Source organism: Streptomyces globisporus, assembly GCF_003501885.1.
GTDB lineage: Bacteria > Actinomycetota > Actinomycetes > Streptomycetales > Streptomycetaceae > Streptomyces > Streptomyces globisporus_D.
On sequence record NZ_QWFA01000002.1, the window covers coordinates 61,700 to 77,608 of the forward strand.

Consider the following 15,909-nt stretch of genomic DNA (forward strand, 5'->3'; position numbering starts at 1 on the left):
GCTCGGTCGGGACAGCCGGGGTACGCACGCTTTCGGCCGCGGTACGTACCCCGGCTCGCAGGGCGACGGTCCGGGAAGACGCCGCCCGGTTCCAGCCCCGCCGGCGATTGAGGCGAGTCCTTTCAGCCCTCCGGGGCTTGAGTCGCGGGGCAAATCCAGCCTCGCGGGCGTTTGAGGCGGATCTTTTCAGCCCCTCCGGCGCTTGAGGAGCGGGGTCCGGGGCAGCGCCCCGAATCAGTTCGCGGCCGCTCGGAACCGCGAGGTCCGATGCACGGGATCCGTATCGATCTGCGGAATCACATGCTCCCCGATCAACCGGATCGTGTTCATCGTGTCCTCGGGACTGATCCCGATCGGCAGCCCGAAGCTCAACTGATCCGCCCCCGCCCGATCCCACCGCCGGCACTGCTTCAGCACTTCATCCGGGTCACCGCAGATCATCAACTCCTCCGCGATGAGCAGCTCCACGATCTCCTCGGTGTACTCCGGCAGAAGCTCCGGCCACTCCGGAATCCCCTCCGGCCGCGGAAACGTGTCGTGGTAGCGGAACAGCAGCGACTGGAGGTAGTTCAGCCCCCCGCCCACCGCGATCTCCACCGCCTTGGCGTGCGTCTCGGCGCAGATGGCCGTCGACGTCACCATCACGTTGTCGTTGACGAACGCCCCCACCGGCTCCGCGTCCTTGACCGCGTTCTTGTAGGACTCGACGACCCACTCCATGTCCGAGACCTTCTGCACGCTGAAGCCCAGCACCCCCAGCCCCTTCTTCCCCGCCATGGCGTACGAGGACGGCGACCCGGCCGCGTACCACATGGCCGGGTGCGCACCCCCGTACGGCTTCGGCAGGATCTTCCGCGGCGGCAGTGACCAGTGCTTGCCCTGGAAGCCGACGTACTCGTCCTGGAGCCACATCTTGGGGAACTCGGCGATCGTCTCCTCCCACAGCTCCTTCGTGTGGTTCATGTCGGTGATGCCCGGCATGAACCCGAGGATCTCGTGGCTCCCCGCACCCCGCCCGGTGCCGAACTCGAAGCGTCCTTCGGAGAGATGGTCGAGCATCGCGACCTTCTCGGCGACCTTCACCGGGTGGTTGACGGGCGCGAGCGGGTTGAAGATGCCGGAGCCGAGATGGATGCGCTCGGTGGCGTGCGCGAGATAGCCGAGGTAGACGTCGTTGGCGGAGAGGTGCGAGTACTCCTCCAGGAAGTGGTGCTCGGAGGCCCAGGCGTACTTGAAGCCGGACTTGTCCGCCTGGATGACGTACTCGGTCTCCTCGATCAGCGCCTTGTGCTCTGCCTCGGGGTCCACCTTGGCACGCGCGGCGGGCACGTACCCCTGAACAAAGAGCCCGAATTCCACGGAGGTTCACCGTCCTCAAGTTTTCCCGGCGACTTATCTGACGACCCGTCAGATAGCGATGCGACCGACTGTTCCACCACGGCCGTAACCCGTCAATAGCTGACGCCCGGTCAGGCGGGCTGCTTCGGAGGGGTCAGAAGGGGCTGACGCCCGCCAGCCACCCTCCGTCCACGACGAACGGCTGCCCGGTGATGTACGAGGAGTCGTCGCAGGTCAGGAACAGCACCAGCGCCGCGACCTCCTCGGGCCGCCCGATCCGGCCCATCGGGAGGAGCCTGCGGTAGTACGCCTCCAGGGCCGCGCTCGACGCCGTCAGGTCGGCGTCCGGGTCCAGCAGGGCCGGGTTGCTCATCGCGGTGTCGACGGCCCCCGGACAGACGGCGTTGACCCGGACCCCCTTCCCGGCCAGCTCCATGGCGGCGACCTTGGTGAGCCCCAGCACCGCGTGCTTGGTCGCGGCGTACGCGCCGACCAGCGGCATGCCGGTCAGACCGGTGTACGAGGACGTGTTGACGATCGTCCCGCCGCCCGCGGCCTCGATCTCCGGCGCGACGGCGCGGATCCCGAGGAAGGCTCCGGTCAGGTTGACCCGTACCACCTGTTCGAACTCCGCCAGCGGGGTGTTGACCAGTTCGTTGAAGCGCAGGATGCCCGCGTTGTTGACCAGCCCGTCGATCTTCCCGAAGGCGTCCTTGGCCACGGTCACCGCGGCGGCCCAGTCCTCTTCGTCGCCGACGTCCAGCCGCACGAACCGAGCGGCGTCCGCGCCCAACTCCTTCGCCAGGGACTCCCCTTGCTCGACCAGCACGTCGGCGACGACGACCCGCGCCCCCTCGGCCGCGAAGAGCCGCGCCTCCTGCTCGCCCTGCCCGCGCGCCGCCCCCGTGACGAGGACGACCCGCCCGTCCAGCTTGCCCATGTCCGTCTCCTTCACGTACCGAGGTGAGGGGCGACGTCCGCACCGAACGCCGCCATCTGATCGGTCAGTTCGTCGACGCTCCGGCTCCGGAAGCGCACCTGGATCTGGTGCACGCCGATCGCCGCGTACTCCCGCAGCGACTCCGCGAGCGCTTCGGGCTTCCCGGTGAGCGTGCGCCGCCCCACGGACCACCCGGGCTCACCGACGTACAGCGGCTCGGTGATCGCACCGACGACGATCGGCGCTTCGACGCCCGCCTCCTCGCGCAGGGCGTGCAGCCGGGCGATCTGCGCGGGCAGCCGGTCCCGGGGGTCGCCCTGCGGCAGCCACCCGTCGCCGCGTACGGCGGCCCGGCGCACGGCGGCGGGCGACGAGCCGCCCACCCAGACCGGCACCCGTTCCTGGGCGGGCCGGGGCAGCTGCCCGAGCCCGCTGAACGAGAACCGCTCCCCCGCGAACTCCGGGTACTCCTCGGGCCCGAGCGCGGCCCGGAGCGCGTCGATGCTCTCGTCGAGGACACCGCCGCGCCCGTCGAAGTCCGCCCCGACCGCCTCGAACTCCTCCCGTACGTGCCCGGCCCCGACCCCGAGGATCAGCCGGCCGCCGCTGAGGTGGTCGAGGGTGGCGTACTGCTTGGCGGTGATCAGCGGATGGCGCAGCCCGACGACGGCGACATGGCTCATGAGCAGCACACGCTCGGTGACCCCGGCGAGGTAGGAAAGCGTGGCGACGGGGTCGTACCAGACGGTGCTCATGCCCGCCGCGAGCCGCCGCGGGATGGCGACATGGTCGCAGCCGGCGATGTACGCGAAGCCCCCGCGATCGGCGGCGCGGGCGATGCGGACGAGATCGGCGGGAGTGGCCGCCGCCTCCCAGGGTTCCGCGTAGATGGCGCTCCGCGACTGGACCGGCAGCTGCATCCCGTACGAGAGCGGCCCGTTGGGCGTGATGGGCAGTCCGGGCGATTCCGGCACGGCGGCCTCCTTCCCCTTTGCCCCGGGGCGCTCCCGCCCCGGTGACGGCCGCCATCGTCATACCTGACGGGTCATCAGACAAGAGGGGAGGCACGCACGTGAATGCGCCGAGTCGGCACCACCGCATCATCGACTTCACCGGGCGAGCGCCCCCGACACCCCCTTTCACCAGGGGTTTTCGCGATCGCCAAGGCGCCGCGCGGCGCGAGAACACAACAGCCGCACGCCCCTTGCCCGAGCCGTGAACCCCCCTCTATGTTCGCTGAAGAGAAACCGAGAAAGCGCTTTCTCAACGGCCGCGGAGGACCCCCCGAGGAGGGGATCGCGAGGGCGAGCGCCGGAGCGCACTGTTTTGACATGCACCTGACATAGCAGGCATCACGGATCACCCGAAGACACAGGGAGACGAACATGAGGCAACCCGTCACACGACGGCTGCAGGCGGCACTGGCCGCCCTGGCCCTCGGGGCCGCGGCCGGTGGCATCGTCCTGACCGCGCCCGAGGCGTCGGCGGCGGCCGGCAGCGCCACCGGCTACGCCACCCAGAACGGCGGAACCACCGGCGGCGCCGGCGGACAGACGGTGCGGGCCACCACCGGCACCGCGATCCACGCGGCCCTGTGCGGCCGCGCCGCCGACAGCACGCCGATCGTCATCGAGGTCGAAGGCACCATCAACCACGGCAACACCAGCAAGGTGTCCGGCAGCAGCTGCAACACGGCCGACGGCGTGATCGAGCTGAAGCAGATCAGCAACGTCACGATCGTGGGCGTCGGCGGCGGAGCCGTCTTCGATCAGATCGGCATCCACATACGCGAGTCCAGCAACATCATCATCCAGAACGTGACCGTCAAGAACGTCAAGAAGTCGGGGTCCCCGACCTCCAACGGCGGTGACGCCATCGGCATGGAGTCCGGTGTCCGCAACGTCTGGGTCGATCACACGACGCTGGAGGCGTCGGGCGGCGAGTCCGAGGGATACGACGGCCTCTTCGACATGAAGGCCGACACCCGGTACGTGACCCTCTCCTACAGCATCCTGCGCAACTCGGGCCGCGGCGGTCTGGTGGGGTCCAGCGAGAGTGACGTCTCCAACGGGTTCGTCACGTACCACCACAACCTGTACGAGAACATCGACTCCCGCGCGCCCCTGCTGCGGGGCGGCGTCGCCCACATGTTCAACAACCACTACGTGCGGCTCAACTCGTCCGGCATCAACTCCCGAGCCGGCGCCCGCGCCAAGGTGGAGAACAACTACTTCGAGGACTCCAAGGACGTCCTGGGCACCTTCTACACCGACGCCGCCGGCTACTGGCAGGCCGACGGCAACACGCTGGACAACGTGACCTGGTCGAGCCCCGGCGAGGACAACAACCCGGCCGGGCCCGACATGAAGTCCACCACCACCGTCAGCATCCCCTACGCCTACACCGCCGACGCGGCCGGCTGCGTACCGGACGTCGTGAGCCGTACGGCGGGCGCCGGCAAGGGCCTGAAGGTCTCGGACGGCAACTGCACGGCCCAGCCGCCGACCGAGCCCACGCCAGGGCCCACCGACCCGACGCCCGGCCCCACCGACCCCACGCCGGGACCCACCGACCCCACGCCGCCCGGCGGGACCAACCTCAGCATCGGCGCCGGGTCCGACGGGTCGAGCAAGGCCTCCGGCACCAGCTTCGGCCATCTGCGGGACGGTGACCTCACCACCTACTGGTCGCCCGCCGGTTCGACCGGTCACGCCTCGGTCAAGTGGGACTCCGCCACCGCTGTGTCCTCGGTCGTCATCCGGGAGGCGGCGGGATCCGCGGGCTCCATCGGGGCCTGGCGGCTCCTCGACGCCGACGGCGGAACCGTCCTGGCCTCCGGCGACGGAGCGGGAACCATCTCCTTCCCGCGCACCACCCTCCGCAAGATCACCTTCGAGATCGTCAGCTCGACCGGCTCCCCGAGGATCGCCGAGTACGAGACCTACGCCGGCTGACGGGTGTCGTCGCCCGGCGACCGGCCGTGCGACGCCCCACCCCGCCGCCCTGTTCCCCGCGCACCGGCAAAGGCCCGCGCTCTCCGTTCGACGGGGGGTGCGGGCTCCGCTGGGTGCCGAGCGCACAGCGCCGGCGCACTTGATCATGCGAGCGGCCGCCAGTCGCCCAGCCAGCGGGCCGGGGTGTGAGCGCGGGCCTCGGAGGCGCTGAGCTGGGGCCGGTTCGCCGGGACGGTGGTCCGGGCGCCGGGACCGGTGTTGCGGTGCTCGGCGAAGCGTTGTTCCTGCCACGGGTGGCCGGCGGCCATGGTGGCGTACGGTGCAGCCGCGTCGATACCCGCGCCGAGACGGCTCTCGCGGACGGTGAGCATGGGGCGAGCGGTCGGGTCGGAGGACGGCACCCAGGGGCGCGCGAGCTTGTAGTACCCGTCGGGGGCCGTGCTGGTCACGCGGGAGCGCAGGACCAGAAAGCCGTGCGGGCCGGCCCCGGCGGTGCTGGGCGCGAAGACGAAGCCGTGGGGCGCGGCTGCCAGGTCGGGGCGGACGAGGCCGCGGAAGTGGCAGCGGTCGTAGACGGCGGCGGCGCGGCCGAAGACGAAGTCCACGTCGCCCTCCACGTAGCAGTCGCGGTAGTACTGCCGGGCGGACACCGCGAGGGAGGACGAGTCGGCGTACAGCGTGTCCTGGTGGCCGAGGAACCGGCAGCCGTGGAACGCCGATCGGTCGCCCTGGACCTTGACCGCCACCGCCTGGGTACCGCTGTACTCGGGGTTGTCGGAACGCAGCCAGTCGTTGGCGAAGGTCAGATCGCGGGCCGTGAAGCCCTCCGCCCCGATCGTGACGGAGGCCGATCCGCTGGTTCCGAGCGTGCCGGTGCCGTCCGGCCGGGGCGTGCCCGCCGCGTTGTCGTACACCAGGACCGTGTCGCGGGCGTCGGGGCTCGCGCCGATCAGCGTGAGGTCGCGGTGGGCGGCGTCGACGACGACCGTGGCCCGGTGAACGCCGGCGGCGATGACGATGGTGCGGCCGGTTCCGGTGGCCGCGTCGACGGCGGACTGGACGTCGGGGTGGTCGCCCCTCCCGTACGCGTCGACGTACAGCGTGCGGGGATCGAGGCGACGGGCCGGTGAGCCGTAGCGGCCGAAGGGGCGGGGGCCGGCGGCGGGCCGGGCGAGGGCCGCCGGTGCGCCGAGGGCGAGCGTGGCGCCCGCGCCGGCGATCAGGGACAGGGCGGTGCGTCGAGTGGGCATGGCGGTACTCCTCCGGACGAACAGTGGCGGGTGACGGACTACGAGCGACGGGCAATCGGCGAACGGCGGCGCGTGAACGCCCGCAGGTCAACGGCGAAGGGCCGGAGCGGCGCTCTCCGGGGTGGTGGAAAGCATGCGGTGCCGCTCCGGCCGGTTCCTCGGGGTTACGCGCCGGTCATCCGCGGCCGGACGCCCTGCCCGCCCCGGCCCTGAGGCCGACCAGCACGGGGACGGCCCAGGGGTGGTGGACCGTCGTACGCAGTTCGGGGGTCCAGCCCGCGTCCTCGGCGAGCTGCTCGCCGGGAACTCCGGCGTTGTGCACGGCGACCAGATCGGTCCTGCGTCCGTTGACGTAGTTGTTCTCCGCGGTGAGCGGGGCCTCCGACCACTTCTTGAGGATGGTGGCCCGGTCCACGTCGCCGGCGAGGGTGAACGCGTTGTGCTCGGCGACCAGGCGGGACTCGGCACCGATGCCGTAGGTGTAGCCGTAGGAACCGCCGCGCGTGGCGACGAAGTGGTTGTTGTACGAGTCGACCTGGCCGAAGCGGACGCGCGGAGCACGCTCCCTGACGTCCTTGAACAGGTTGTGGTGGAGCGTCACGCGGAGCCTGCCCCGGTCGGTCGCGCCGGCGCCGTCGCTGTTGCCGATGAGCATCGTCTTGTCGTGGTCCTTGAGGACGTTCCACGACACGGTGACCAGATCGGCGCCGCGCACGATGTCGAAGAGGCCGTCGTGCTGCTGGTACAACTGGCCGAAGTGGCGCGGCTGTTCGGCGTCCGGGCGGTCACCGTCGCTGAAGGTGTTGTGGTCGACCCAGACGTGCCGGGAGCCGTACACGACGAGGTTGTCGTACTCCGAGTTCCAGGCGCCCTCGCTGCCGTCCGTGGGGTCCCACTGAGGGAAGCAGTCGTAGGTGTCCTCGAACGAGATGTTGCGGACGATGACGTTGGAGACGTCCCGGATCTGCAGACTCGCGCCGATGATCTCGGGGTTCGTGCCGACCCCGATCAGGGTGGTGTTGGACGGGACCCGGACGTTCACGGCGGCCTGCTGGAGCTTCGCCGAGGCCGCGCGGGCGTCCTCCAGCGGGCCCTCGGGAACCCGGTCGCTGCCCCATACCTCCGGGTCGTAGGCGGCGAGGTACTTCTCCAGGGTGTAGCCGTCGGTCTCGTACTGCTCGCAGCCGATCGGGGTGCCGTCGGCGTCGGAGTTGCCGTGGATGGTGCCGGCGACTCTGACGATCTTGGGTGCGTCGCCCGCCTCCTCGAAGGCGGCGACGAGCTCGGCCCGGTCGGTCACGGTGTAGACGTGCTCGGGTGCGGCGTCCGCGCCCCCGGTGGTGGAGCCTTCCGCGGCGGCCCAGCCGTCGCCGTCGGGCAGTACGGCGCGCTCGATCCCCGTGCCGTGGGGGGCCGGCCGGGGAGCGGCCTGGGCGGGGACGCTCAGCGCGAGGGCCAGCGAGGCGCAGCCCAGGGTGACGGCGACGGCCCGGGTCTGACGCGTGCGTGCGGGCATGGCGAAACCTTCTCTGTAGTCGGAGGAAGCGGAGAAGTGGGGAGAGGGAGCAGAAGACACGGCGGGGTGTGGTGAGGTGCCGGTCAGGCCGGTCAGGCAGGCCCGTCCCAGGTGATCCACTCGCCCGGCACCCGGTCGTCGAGGCGGCGGAGGTCACGGGCCGCGAGTACGCCTTCGTCCAGCAGGGCGCGTGCCGTCATCCGGGCCGCTTCGACCGCGCCCGGCGGCCTGAAGTGCGTGTTGTCCTGCGCGCCGTCCGGGTGGTTCGGCGACTCGCCCGGCTTCAGCCACAGGAAGAGCGGCAGGGTACCGTCCGGGCCCAGCCGCTGCCAGCGGGCGAGGGACAGCGCCTGGATGTCGAGCAGCGGCACGCCCTCCTCGGCCGCCAGGGCGCGCATCGCGGCGGGGTACTCGCCGTGGGTGGGCCGGGCGGTGCCGTCCGGACCGAACCGGCGTCGCTCGACGGAGGTGAGGAGCACGGGCCGGGCCCGTCGTGCGCGGGCTCCCCGGACGTACTCGCGCAGGTACTCCCGGTAGGTGGTGGAGGGGTCGGTGCCGCGGGCCGGGTCCTCGGTCTTCTCGTCGTTGTGCCCGAACTGGATGAGGAGCAGATCGCCGGGGCGGACGCCGTCCAGCAGTGCGGCGAGGCGGCCCTCGTCGACGAAGCTCTTGGAACTGCGGCCGTTCACCGCGTGATTGGCGACCCGGAGGTGGCGGGCGAGGAAGAAGGGGAGGGCCATGCCCCAGCCCGTCTCGGGCGCGGCGTCGGCGGGTTTCGTCGCGGCCGTGGAGTCACCGGCGATGTGGAGCGTACGGGAGTGGGGGCCGCCCGCTCCGCCGCCGTGGGCGAAGGCCGGTGTGGCCGTGAGGGCGAGGGGAAGGGTGAGCAGGGCGGTGGCCGTCTGTCTGCGGGTGAGTGACACGAGGTGCTGCCTCTCTCGAAGGGCGTGCTCGCGTACGGGGAGGGAAAGGAGAGCGCGGCGGCCGGGCGCGGCCCGGCCGCCGTCGGTCCGTCGTCGGGATCCGGAGGGTGCGGGGCCTCAGCCGTTGCCCAGCTCCGTCCACTCCTTGTTGGCGGCGTTCAGCTCCCCGGCCATCTTGTCCAGGAACTGCTTCGCCGTGATCTTGCCGAGGAGCAGCTTCTGGAACTCCGGCTCGTTGTCCGCCTTACTGATGTTGTTCCAGTCGGGCAGGTAGTACGGCAGGTCGACGACCTTGGTGGAGCCGTCCGTCAGCGCCTTCGCGGCCAGCGCGGTCGACTCGGTCTCCTTGATCCACGGGTCCTTCGCCGCTTCGGTGTTGGCCGGGATGGCGCCGGCCGACTCGTTCCATTTGCTGTTGGACGCGTGGGAGGCGGCGAATTCGATGAACTTCCATGCCGCGGTCTTGTTGTCGCTCGACCGGAAGAGGCCGAGTCCGTCGACGGGGTTGGAGACCTGCACGCGGGTGCCGCTCTCCCCGATGGGGGCCGGGATGCCGGCGAACTTGTCGTCGCCCAACGCCTTCGCGTGGTCCTGGTAGGAGCCGAGGTTGTGGCTCAGCATGCCGATGGTGCCGGTGTCCCACTGGGCGACCATCTTGGTGAAGTCGTTGTTGACGTCGGCGGCGGGCGTGGTCCGCTTGAAGAGGCCCGCGTACTTCTCCAGCGCGGCGACGTTCTCGGGGGCGTTGAGCGTCGTCCTGTCCCCATCCCAGAACTCCGTGATGCCGGACTGGCCGTAGACGGCGTCCAGGGCCTGGGCGATGGAGCCGGCGCCGCCGCGGATGGTGTAGCCGAACTTGTTGTTCCCGGCGTCGGTGAGCTTCTCGGCCGCGATGTAGAAGTTGGCCCAGGTGTCGGGGGCCTTCAGCCCGGCCTGCTCGAACAGGTCGGTGCGGTACCAGAGCACACCGTTGTTGGCGGAGGTCGGGACGGAGTAGATGTCGTCGCCCCGGCCGGCGGCCGCTCTGACGCTCTCGACCATGGAGTCGACGAGCTTGCCCTCCAGCGCGGATCCCTTCAGCCGCTCGTTGACCGGCTCCAGGGCTTCCTGCGAGACCATGTTGGCGAGGTAGGCGGTGCCGACCCCGCCCACGTCGGGCAGTCCGCCGCCGGCGATCGCGGTGTCGTACTTGGACTGGACGTCGGCGATGGGGATGGGGACGTACTTCACCTTGATGTCCGGGTGCTGCTTCTCGAAGTCCTTGATGATCTCGGTCCAGACGGCGGTGCGCGGACCGCCGTTGTTGTCCCAGAAGGTGATCTCGCCCTTGCCGCTCCCCTCCGTGCCGGCTCCGCTGCCGTCGTCACCGCACGCGGCGGCCGTCAGCGCGAGAGCTGCTACGAGGGAGACGGCGGATGCGGTACGCCCCCGCCGGGTCTTCGAGATGGTCATGGTCGGCTCTTCCCTGTCGGATGGGTCGGGATGGTTCTCTGCGGGTCTGCACTTCTGCGGGGGGTCAGTGGGTGGCACGGAAGGTGGTGAACAGCGCCGTGCCGGCGGGGCCCGTCCCGGCCGGCGCGGTGGCGAAGAGGCCGAGGAGAGCGGCGACCCAGCGCCACGGGGTGGCCGCGAAGACCTGCCCCGAGGGCCGGAAGCCGTCTCCCGTGTCGGCGGAGAAGCGGCAGCGGGCCCCGGCCGTGACCTCGATCCGCAACCGGGCCCGGCCGCCGGGCGAGGCGCGGGCCCCGGCCGCGTCGCGTTCGCTCTCCGCGGCGCCCTCGGCGTACCGGTGCACGAGCCGGGGCGTCCCGTCCGCCCCGGCCTCCAGACCGATCCAGCAGAAGGCGTCCCCGAGGACGGCCAGGCCCGCCTTGGCGCCCGGCTCGTCGCTGTGCAGTTCGAGGTCCACCTCGACGGTGAACTCCTCGGCGGGCATGCGCTGGACCAGGACGTTGGGCAGCAGCCGCAGGTCGTGCGCGTCCGACGTGCCAACGCAGGTGAGCCGCAGTCCGTCGGCAGCGTGCTCGGCCTGCTCGGTCCAGGCGTCGGGGCAGGGGTTGGCCGTCCACTGCCACTGCTCGCCGTGGGTGCCGCCGGGGAAGTCGTCGTCCACGGCGGGCGCTGCCACGGGCTGTTCGGGGGCGGCCGGCTTACGGTGCGTGGAGACGGGTTCGCCCGCGTCGCCGATGACGGGCCAGCCCTCCGCGTCCCAGTGCATGGGCTGGAGGTGGACGACCCGCCCGTACGCGCCGCGTGCCTGGAAGTGCAGGAACCAGTCCTCGCCGGCGGCGGTCCGCACCCAGCCGCCCTGGTGCGGGCCGTTGACGCCGGTGCGCCCCTGGGACAGCACGACGCGTTCCTCGTACGGGCCGGAGAAGTCCCGGGAACGGAACGCGCCCTGCCAGCCGGTCTCCACCCCGCCCGCCGGAGCGAAGATCCAGAAGTACCCGTCGTGGCGGTGGAGCTTGGGCCCCTCCAGGGTGAACCAGCCGGGTATCAGGTCGGCGTCGATCAGGGTCCGGCCCTCGTCGAGGAGTGCGCGGCCGTCGGCACTCATCCGGTGTCCGGTGAGCCGGTTCTTGATCCCGCAGCGGGACTTGGCCCAGGCGTGGACGAGGTAGGCCTCGCCGGTCTCCTCGTCCCACAGGGGGCAGGCGTCGATGTACCCGCGGCCGGGCTTGAGCAGGTGCGGGGCGCTCCACGGCCCTTCGATGTGTTCGGCGTTGATCTGCTGGACGCCGTGGTCGGGGTCGCCCCAGAAGATCCAGAAGCGGCCCGCGTGGTGGCGCAGGGAGGGCGCCCACACCCCGGCGTCGTGCCGGGGCCGGGCGAAGTCGGCGGCGGGCTCGACGCGGTCCAGGGCGTGCCCGACGAGCGCCCAGTTGACCAGGTCGCGGGAGTGCAGGAGCGGCAGCCCCGGGGCCCGGCCGAAGCTGGACGCTGTGAGGTAGTGGTCCGCACCGACGCGGACGACGTCCGGGTCGGACCAGTCGGCGTTGAGCACGGGGTTGCGGTACGTGCCGTTCCCGAGGTCGGCGGTCCAGGGCCGGTTCACGAGGTCACCGCCCGGCGGACGTACGCAGCGGCGGCCTCACGGTCCAGCCTGCCGTCCGCGACGACGGTGACGATCCGGCGTACGACGGTGGCCCCGGCGGGCACGGGCAGCCGTTCGTGGGCCGCGAGGGAGGAGCCGACGCCCGGGTACTCCGCCGTCCGCACGAACCACGGATCGCGCCGGGTCTCCTCGCTCGCCCCGACGAAGACGAGGGTCCAGCCGTCCCCGGCGAGGGCGAGCCAGTCGGCGGCCCGGCCGTGCACCGCCTCCTCGCCCGCACGGTCGGCGGTGAACACATCCGGTGGCGCGGCCTCCTTGGGGGCACGCCAGAAGAAGCCGCCGTAACCGGCTCCGCGGCGGCCGTTGGTCGCGGGGCTGCCGAGGGAGAGGTCGTCGGCCGCCCGGTTGGTGAGGGCGAAGGAGAGGTCCAGCGCCCAGGCGGTGGCGGAGAGTCCGGCGGCGCGCACCGTGCGGTGCTCCCGCAGCAGCTCGACGCCGTCCGCCTCCCAGGCGAGCGACTGCGTGAACCCGCCGGGGCCGTGCCGCTCCAGGCCGAGGCAGCGCTGGACGCCGTGGTTGTCGAGCTCGGTGGGTCCCTGCCCCCGGACGTAGGTGCGCCCGCCCCAGAAGTTGCGGCCGGACACGTCGGGCACGGCGATGGAGACGCCCAGGTGGTGCCGGTGGTCGGCGGGGCGGTCCTGGGTGACGGTGCGGCCGGCGAGCGTGGTGACGGGGTGCAGGCGGGGGCGGCCGTCCGCGGCGGCCCCGTAGCCGTAGTGGGCGACCGTGCGTCCGGCGCAGTCGAGGGGCTCGGGTGGAGCGGGCTCTACCGGCTGCGCGGGGAGTGCGGGCTGTGCGGCGGACGAGGCCGTGGCGGGTCGGTTCATGAGGCCGCCACCTCGCTGCTGCGGGCCCAGGCGGCGCCCAGCTCCGAGAAGAGGGCGAGGGATTCGGCCCCGGAGGCGACCAGGCCGTCGATGCCGTGGACCGTACGCCGCGCACCTCCGCCGGGGATGTCGTACCGGGTCTCCCAGGCATCGGCAGGCAGGGCGACGGGCTCGGGGGCTGTGCGTACGGCCTCGACGACCCGCATGAACGCTCCCGTGCGCTCCGGCGGCACCAGGAGCGGCGTGCCGTGCTCCAGATGGTCGACCAGGTTCTCCAGGAGGTCGGTCCGGCCGTGGACGCTCTCCTCGGGGCCGTGGCCGGCGCGCTGGATCAGGACGCGGTCCTGCTTGTACCAGAAGGTGATCCGGCCCCGGTCGCCGTGGACGATCACATAGGGCTCCCCCGCCTGTGCCGCGCAGAGGGTGGCGGCGACGGTGACGGGCAGGCCGCCGGTGGTGGTGACGCGGACGCAGCTGGTGTCGTCCGCCTCGATGTCATGGGCCCGGAACAACTCGGTCTCGACGGAAAGGACGTCCTCGGCCGTCCCCCGGCCCGCGAGTTCGAGCGCGGTGGCCACGGCGTGCGCCAGCGGATTGGTGAGTACGCCGTCGACCACGTCGGTGGAGCCGATCCTGCGCCGGCCGGACCAGGGCGCCCGGCGGAAGTACGCCTCGTCGCGGACCCAGGCCCCGGCGGCGCCGGTCCCCGTGAGCGTCCCGATCGCCCCGGTGCGGACCAGCTCCTGGATCGCGGGCACGCCGTGCGAACCGAACGACTGGAACCCCACCTGACAGGCGATGCCCGCGCGCCGTACGCCGTCGGCCATCCGGGCGTACGCGGCCCAGCTCGCGGCGGGCGGCTTCTCCAGCAGAAGGTGGACGCCGCGGGACGCGGCGGTCAGGGCCAGGTCGGTGTGCGTCGGGATGGGCGTGCAGATCACGGCGGCACGGGCTCCGGTGGAGTCGAGGAGCGCCCCGAAGTCGGTTGACTGCTCGGGGCTGTCGTCGCCGAGGAGGTCGAAGGGGGCCAGTTCGTCGGTGGTCAGCGGCTCCAGTTCGCAGATCCCGGCCAGCCGCACCCGACCCTGGTGCTGGAGCCGGCGAAGGTTGGCCAGATGCCAGCGGCCGTGGCCCCGGGCGCCGGCCAGCACGACGGGCAGCGGCGCGGCGCCGGGGGCGGGTTCGGTGCGACGGGTGAGGTCGGTCATCCCTTCACCGCGCCCGCGCTGAAGCCCGTGACGAGCCATTTCTGGATGAAGGCGAAGACGATCACGACGGGTACGGCGGCGATGACCCCGCCCGCGGCGAGCGCGCCGAGGTCGACGCTGTCCGCCCCGATCAGGGTGTTGAGGCCGACCGGGATCGTCTGCTTGTCCTGTTCGCTCAGGAACATCAGCGCGAACAGGAAGTGGTTCCAGCTGTGGACGAAGGCGAAGGAGCCGACGGCGATCAGTCCGGGACGCAGCAGCGGCAGGACGACCGCGCGGAAGGCGGTGAAGCGCGAACACCCGTCGACCCAGGCGGCCTCCTCGAGGGAGACCGGGACGTTCTTGATGAACCCGCTGATCAGGATGATCGACAGCGGAAGCTGGAAGACCGTCTCGGCGATGACGACACTCCACAGGGAGTTGATCATCTGGAGGTTCCGGAAGATCTCGAAGAGCGGCACGAGCATCAGGGCGCCGGGGATGAACTGCGAGCAGAGCAGCGCCAGCATGAACGCGCCCTTGATCCTGAAGTCGAACCGGGCCAGGGCGTACCCGCCGGCCAGGGCGACCAGGGTGGTGGCGATCAGGGTGGCGACGCCGACGATCATGCTGTTCTGGAAGAAGACGGCGAAGCTGCGCTCGTTCCAGACCTTGGAGAAGTGCTCCCCGGTCATCGGCCAGGGCACCAGCGCGGTGGAGCCGGCGGGCCGCAGGGCGAACAGCAGCATCCAGTAGAACGGGATGAGCGTGAACAGCAGGTAGAGGCCGAGCGGCAGGTAGATCTGCCAGCGCGGTACGTCGTCGAAGGCGCGCTCGCGTCCGGTACGGCGGCGCGAGGTGGGCGGCGGGCCGCCGGGGCGGACGGGCGGCCGGGCGGCGCCGTTCTTCTCGGTGAGTACGGCGGTCACTTGTTGTCGCCTCCGAACTTGCTCAGGCGCAGATAGACGATCGAGCAGAAGAGGAGGATCACGAAGGCGACGGTGGTGAGCGCCGAGGCGTAGCCGAAGTCGTGTCCCTCGATGCCGGTGTTGGCGACGTAGAGCGGCAGCGTGGTGGTCTCGCCGGCCGGTCCGCCACCGGTGAGGGTGTAGAGGAGGTCGACGTTGTTGAACTCCCAGACCCCGCGCAGCAGGGTGGCGAGGATGATCGCGTCGCGCAGGTGCGGCAGGGTGATGTGGAAGAACTGCCGGAGCCTGCCCGCTCCGTCGACCGACGCCGCCTCGTACAGCTCCTTGGAGACGGACTGGAGGTCGGCGAGTATGAGGATCGCGAAGAAGGGCACGCCGCGCCAGAGTTCGGTGACCGTGGCCGCCCAGAAGACGGTCCCGGTGTCCGAGAGCACCGAAGTGCCGTACTCCCCGATCCCGGCGTCCGCGAGGTAACGGCTGAATCCGGTCGAGGAGTTGTAGAGCAGGATCCAGATGGTGCTGGTCAGCACGCCGGAGACGGCCCAGGGCGAGAAGACCATGGCCCGGGAGATGCCTCGGCCGATGAAGGTCTGGTTGACGATCAGGGCCAGCGCCAGGCCGAGCACGAGCTGCAGGGAGACCTGGGTGAAGACCCACTGGGCGCTGAAGCCGAGCGTCGACCAGAACTGGTCGTCCTCGGTGAAGATCCGCCGGAAGTTGTCGAGTCCGGCGAAGCCGTTCCGCCATGGCTTGGTGACGTTGTAGTTCTGCAGGCTGTAGTAGAAGACGCTGAGCACCGGGTAGGCGATGAAGCCCAGCATCAGCAGACCCGCGGGCGCGATCAGCAGATACGGCAGGCGGCGGGGTGTCGCCGTGCGGCGCCGGGGCGCCTTGGGCGGCGGGGTGGCCACGGCGGCGGGTTGGGCCATG

13 protein-coding genes are annotated in these 15,909 nt (G+C 71.3%); 1 reads left to right on the plus strand and 12 read right to left on the minus strand.

Annotated features, from left to right (window positions below):
- Positions 1–234 precede the first annotated feature (234 nt).
- From D3105_RS00770 to D3105_RS00780, 3 genes are all read right to left on the minus strand, one after another.
- Positions 235–1,359, minus strand: a complete 1,125-nt coding sequence (locus D3105_RS00770; RefSeq protein ID WP_030710766.1) for an LLM class flavin-dependent oxidoreductase — start codon at positions 1,357–1,359, stop codon at positions 235–237.
- A 133-nt stretch (positions 1,360–1,492) separates the two neighbouring features.
- Complete coding sequence (locus D3105_RS00775) at positions 1,493–2,278, minus strand: SDR family NAD(P)-dependent oxidoreductase (protein ID WP_118899071.1); 786 nt, start codon at positions 2,276–2,278, stop codon at positions 1,493–1,495.
- A gap of 11 nt (positions 2,279–2,289) precedes the next feature.
- A complete protein-coding gene (locus tag D3105_RS00780; protein ID WP_118899116.1) occupies positions 2,290–3,234 on the minus strand; it encodes an LLM class F420-dependent oxidoreductase in 945 nt (314 codons plus the stop codon).
- Positions 3,235–3,663: 429 nt separating this feature from the next.
- Here D3105_RS00780 and D3105_RS00785 point away from each other — a divergent pair, with 429 nt between their 5' ends.
- Positions 3,664–5,232 carry a pectate lyase family protein gene (locus tag D3105_RS00785; protein ID WP_118899072.1) on the plus strand — a complete coding sequence of 523 codons (1,569 nt, stop codon included), beginning with the start codon at positions 3,664–3,666 and terminating at the stop codon, positions 5,230–5,232.
- Between the two features lie 143 nt (positions 5,233–5,375).
- On the opposite strand, the gene D3105_RS00790 is transcribed toward D3105_RS00785, so the two are convergent.
- The 9 genes from D3105_RS00790 to D3105_RS00830 all read right to left on the minus strand — a co-directional run bounded on the left by D3105_RS00790 (position 5,376) and on the right by D3105_RS00830 (position 15,908).
- Complete coding sequence (locus tag D3105_RS00790; protein WP_118899073.1) at positions 5,376–6,482, minus strand: pectinesterase family protein; 1,107 nt, start codon at positions 6,480–6,482, stop codon at positions 5,376–5,378.
- A 175-nt stretch (positions 6,483–6,657) separates the two neighbouring features.
- Positions 6,658–7,998, minus strand: a complete 1,341-nt coding sequence (locus D3105_RS00795; protein ID WP_118899074.1) for a pectate lyase family protein — start codon at positions 7,996–7,998, stop codon at positions 6,658–6,660.
- Positions 7,999–8,090: 92 nt separating this feature from the next.
- Entirely contained in the window at positions 8,091–8,921 is an 831-nt protein-coding gene (locus tag D3105_RS00800; RefSeq protein ID WP_118899075.1) for a rhamnogalacturonan acetylesterase, read from the minus strand.
- 117 nt (positions 8,922–9,038) lie between these two features.
- Positions 9,039–10,373: an ABC transporter substrate-binding protein gene (locus D3105_RS00805; protein WP_118899076.1), complete on the minus strand. Its 1,335-nt coding sequence runs from the start codon at positions 10,371–10,373 to the stop codon at positions 9,039–9,041.
- Positions 10,374–10,437: 64 nt separating this feature from the next.
- Complete coding sequence (locus tag D3105_RS00810) at positions 10,438–11,976, minus strand: glycoside hydrolase family 43 protein (protein ID WP_118899077.1); 1,539 nt, start codon at positions 11,974–11,976, stop codon at positions 10,438–10,440.
- Complete coding sequence (locus tag D3105_RS00815) at positions 11,973–12,863, minus strand: PmoA family protein (RefSeq protein WP_118899078.1); 891 nt, start codon at positions 12,861–12,863, stop codon at positions 11,973–11,975. Before D3105_RS00815 ends, D3105_RS00810 begins: the two co-directional genes overlap by 4 nt.
- The gene (locus D3105_RS00820; RefSeq protein WP_118899079.1) at positions 12,860–14,071 is read right to left on the minus strand and encodes a Gfo/Idh/MocA family protein; all 1,212 of its coding nucleotides are present in this window, start codon (positions 14,069–14,071) and stop codon (positions 12,860–12,862) included. The genes D3105_RS00815 and D3105_RS00820 overlap by 4 nt, the downstream gene beginning before the upstream one ends.
- A complete protein-coding gene (locus D3105_RS00825) occupies positions 14,068–14,979 on the minus strand; it encodes a carbohydrate ABC transporter permease (RefSeq protein WP_118899080.1) in 912 nt (303 codons plus the stop codon). The genes D3105_RS00820 and D3105_RS00825 overlap by 4 nt, the downstream gene beginning before the upstream one ends.
- The gene (locus D3105_RS00830) at positions 14,976–15,908 is read right to left on the minus strand and encodes a carbohydrate ABC transporter permease (RefSeq protein ID WP_069737109.1); all 933 of its coding nucleotides are present in this window, start codon (positions 15,906–15,908) and stop codon (positions 14,976–14,978) included. The genes D3105_RS00825 and D3105_RS00830 overlap by 4 nt, the downstream gene beginning before the upstream one ends.
- Position 15,909: the final 1 nt, after the last annotated feature.